This window comes from Streptomyces violaceorubidus, from assembly GCF_000717995.1.
Classification (GTDB): Bacteria; Actinomycetota; Actinomycetes; order Streptomycetales; family Streptomycetaceae; genus Streptomyces; species Streptomyces violaceorubidus.
Window position 1 is genome coordinate 1 of record NZ_JODM01000115.1, and the last position, 1297, is coordinate 1297.

At 59.7% G+C, this 1297-nt stretch carries 1 protein-coding gene and 1 pseudogene; one reads left to right on the top strand and one right to left on the bottom strand.

Annotated elements, in window-relative coordinates:
* Positions 1–90: pseudogene (locus tag IE94_RS39750) on the top strand (IS5/IS1182 family transposase); the annotation flags it as partial.
* Between the two features lie 206 nt (positions 91–296).
* On the opposite strand, the gene IE94_RS0134245 reads toward IE94_RS39750, so the two are convergent.
* The coding region (locus IE94_RS0134245) for a hypothetical protein (protein WP_209441115.1) at positions 297–1297 on the bottom strand (1001 nt) is incomplete at its 5' end.

The following is a 1297-nucleotide window of genomic DNA, read 5'->3' on the forward strand; positions in this document are numbered from 1 at the left end:
TCCTGGCAGATCTTCCGCAGATCCCGCGTCAGCCCCAACCGCATGAGCGTCATCACCAAAGCCGTCCTCACCCTGGAGAAGCAACGCTGAAAATGCTCAGTGGTGGTGCGTCTTGCCGATGTCCACCCCGGCCCAGATCTCGGGCACGTTCCCCTCCGCCAGCTCGTCGTACATCGATCCCGCATACTCACCCGGACCAGGCCCCCGTTCGAGCCCCCGCCGACCATTCGAGCGAATAGAGAACAGCCAGCCCGTGTTATCGGGTGCGAGCGTTGTCCAGGCCCGAGACGCCGGCCTCACGCATCTCGAACCTGCGGCACCGTTATCCTGCCCGATTTGACAGTCTTGAACCACTGGTAGGTCTGCTGTGCGTCCCCGCCGGTACTCAGGACGAACTTGTTTTTGCGGAGGATCTCCATGTGTTTTTCCGCGGTCAGCTTCTTTTGGTCCTCGGTGGCGCGAGCGTTGTCCAGGTCCGGGATGTTGGCTGCGCGCATCTCGTCCAGATATACCTGCGGCACCGTGGTCCTGCCTGATTTGACATCTGAGAACCACTGGTAGGTCTGCTGTGTGTCCCCGACGGTACTCAGGACGAACTTGTTTTTGCGGAGGATCTCCATGTGTTTTTCCGCGGTCAGCTTCTTCTGGTCCTCGGTGGCGCGAGCGTTGTCCAGGCCCGGGACGTTGGCCGCGTGCATCTCGTCCAGATAAACCTGCGGCACCGTGTTCTTGCCCAATTTAACACTGTTGAACCAGTCGTAGGTCTGGTGTGTTTCCCCGAAGGTACTTGGCCTGAAGTTGTTTTTGCGGAGGATCTCCATGTGTTCTTCCGGGGTGCGCTTCTTCTTGTTCTCGGTGGCGCGAGCGTCGTCCAGGCCCGGGACGTTGGCCGCGTGCATCTCGTCCAGATATACCTGCGGCACCATGGTCCTGCCCGCTTTGACGCTGTTGAACCACTGGTAGGTCTGCTGTGTGTCCCCGACGGTACTCAGGACGAACTTGTTTTTGCGGAGGATCTCCATGTGTTCTTCCGGGGTGCGCTTCTTCTGGTCCTCCGTGGCGCGAGCGTTGTCCAGGTTCGGGACGTTGGCCGCGTGCATCTCGTCCAGATATACCTGCGGCACCAGGGTGCTGCCCGCTTTGACTTTGTTGAGCCACTGGTAGGTCTGGCGTGTTTCGCGGCACCTGGGTGCTGCTGGCTTTGACTTTGTTGAGCCAGTGGTAGGTCTGGCGTGTTTCCCCGGAGCTACGTGGCTTGAAGTTGTTTTTGCGGAGGATCTCCATGTGCTCTTCCGCG